This window comes from Aneurinibacillus sp. XH2 (assembly GCF_001439585.2).
Taxonomy (GTDB): domain Bacteria; phylum Bacillota; class Bacilli; order Aneurinibacillales; family Aneurinibacillaceae; genus Aneurinibacillus; species Aneurinibacillus thermoaerophilus.
The window spans coordinates 3,060,001-3,062,500 of sequence record NZ_CP014140.1 but is presented as its reverse complement, the minus strand read 5'-3'; the positions used below and the strand labels follow the sequence as shown (position 1 = coordinate 3,062,500).

Genomic DNA, 2,500 nt, shown 5'->3' with positions numbered 1-2,500 from the left:
CCAAGGGCAAGGGTTCTCAGCTTATTTAGTTTTCCCGAAAATAACATTTTTCGTCCCTCCTGTAGGCTTTCTTCGAAATTATAACATAATTTCCAAAAAAAAGCCTCCTCAAATAGATGAGGAGGATAGTTAGTACCTCAGGAAGAGTAAAAGAAATGTACATAAATTATATTAAATTATCATTAACACTATGTCAATGGTGAAAGGTTAATTAAGAACTGATGTCGAAATAGAAAATATAAGATCGTTTTTTGTAATATTATCTAAGATTTATTTACTGTGCTGTTTATAGTAGTAAACAGAAAAAGAGACATTTGTTTGTATAACCAAGAAGTAGGCAACATTTATTCGTTATATAACTATCGTTTATTCTGCGATCAAATAAACCAAATGAAAGCTTCGTTATTACAAATTTCTTCATTAAAGTTGCGACATCGTTTGGATTACTGGTTAGATATAAGCTCATTGATTCATTGACGGTGTAAAAAATAAATATTGACTGATAACTAATCTTTATGATATATTTTTATTTGTCTCTGTTAAAAAAATGGGGCAAATATGGAGAGTTTGGAAAAAAGTTTTTTAAAAAAGGTATTGCAAAAAAACAATTGATTTGATAGAATGAAAAAGTCGCCGCTGAAACGCGGTGGCAATGAAAAAGAAGTTCCTTGAAAACTGAACAGTGAAACTCGTTTGTGTGCGAGGTAAATATCCCATGAAAGTGAAGGTCAGCTTCAAAGTTGATTTCAGGCACTTTTATGGGGCCCGAAAAACATTCTTTACTTTATTAGCTAGCTTACGAGCTTGCGTATCAATCTTCAACTTTTTTGGAGAGTTTGATCCTGGCTCAGGACGAACGCTGGCGGCGTGCCTAATACATGCAAGTCGAGCGAACCGATGGAGTGCTTGCATTCCTGAGGTTAGCGGCGGACGGGTGAGTAACACGTAGGCAACCTGCCTGTATGACCGGGATAACTCCGGGAAACCGGAGCTAATACCGGATAGGATGCCGAACCGCATGGTTCGGCATGGAAAGGCTTTTGAGCCGCGTACAGATGGGCCTGCGGCGCATTAGCTAGTTGGTGGGGTAACGGCCTACCAAGGCGACGATGCGTAGCCGACCTGAGAGGGTGAACGGCCACACTGGGACTGAGACACGGCCCAGACTCCTACGGGAGGCAGCAGTAGGGAATCTTCCGCAATGGACGAAAGTCTGACGGAGCAACGCCGCGTGAGTGAGGAAGGTCTTCGGATCGTAAAACTCTGTTGTCAGGGAAGAACCGCCGGGATGACCTCCCGGTCTGACGGTACCTGACGAGAAAGCCCCGGCTAACTACGTGCCAGCAGCCGCGGTAATACGTAGGGGGCAAGCGTTGTCCGGAATTATTGGGCGTAAAGCGCGCGCAGGCGGCTTCTTAAGTCAGGTGTGAAAGCCCACGGCTCAACCGTGGAGGGCCATCTGAAACTGGGGAGCTTGAGTGCAGGAGAGGAGAGCGGAATTCCACGTGTAGCGGTGAAATGCGTAGAGATGTGGAGGAACACCAGTGGCGAAGGCGGCTCTCTGGCCTGTAACTGACGCTGAGGCGCGAAAGCGTGGGGAGCAAACAGGATTAGATACCCTGGTAGTCCACGCCGTAAACGATGAGTGCTAGGTGTTGGGGAGTCCACCTCCTCAGTGCCGCAGCTAACGCAATAAGCACTCCGCCTGGGGAGTACGGCCGCAAGGCTGAAACTCAAAGGAATTGACGGGGACCCGCACAAGCGGTGGAGCATGTGGTTTAATTCGAAGCAACGCGAAGAACCTTACCAGGGCTTGACATCCCGCTGACCCCTCCAGAGATGGAGGCTTCCTTCGGGACAGCGGTGACAGGTGGTGCATGGTTGTCGTCAGCTCGTGTCGTGAGATGTTGGGTTAAGTCCCGCAACGAGCGCAACCCTTGTCCTTTGTTGCCAGCATTCAGTTGGGCACTCTAAGGAGACTGCCGTCGACAAGACGGAGGAAGGTGGGGATGACGTCAAATCATCATGCCCCTTATGTCCTGGGCTACACACGTGCTACAATGGACGGTACAACGGGCGTGCCAACCCGCGAGGGTGAGCCAATCCCTAAAAACCGTTCTCAGTTCGGATTGCAGGCTGCAACTCGCCTGCATGAAGCCGGAATCGCTAGTAATCGCGGATCAGCATGCCGCGGTGAATACGTTCCCGGGTCTTGTACACACCGCCCGTCACACCACGAGAGTTTGCAACACCCGAAGTCGGTGAGGTAACCTTCTGGAGCCAGCCGCCGAAGGTGGGGCAGATGATTGGGGTGAAGTCGTAACAAGGTATCCGTACCGGAAGGTGCGGATGGATCACCTCCTTTCTACGGAGTCTCGGCACGCACGAGTATTCACTGTTCAGTTTTGAAGGAACTTCGTTCCTACAAAAAGAAAATATGAAGACGACCGATGAAAACATACAATGTTTTGTTGGAATGTCGGTGTTTTCATTTGCATTC

General features: G+C 48.2%; 1 protein-coding gene and 1 rRNA gene (1 of these 2 cut by a window edge). One reads left to right on the top strand and one right to left on the bottom strand.

Annotated features, from left to right (window positions below; all coding sequences use genetic code 11):
• A protein-coding gene (locus ACH33_RS15295) for a DUF2614 family zinc ribbon-containing protein (RefSeq protein WP_057899780.1) crosses the window boundary here: on the bottom strand, positions 1-47 show its 5' portion. 307 nt of this gene lie to the left of the window's left edge; only the first 47 of its 354 coding nucleotides appear in the window; its start codon is at positions 45-47; the stop codon falls past the left edge of the window.
• Positions 48-824: 777 nt separating this feature from the next.
• Here ACH33_RS15295 and ACH33_RS15290 point away from each other — a divergent pair.
• A 16S ribosomal RNA gene (locus ACH33_RS15290) occupies positions 825-2,365 on the top strand.
• The last annotated feature ends 135 nt before the right edge of the window (positions 2,366-2,500 follow it).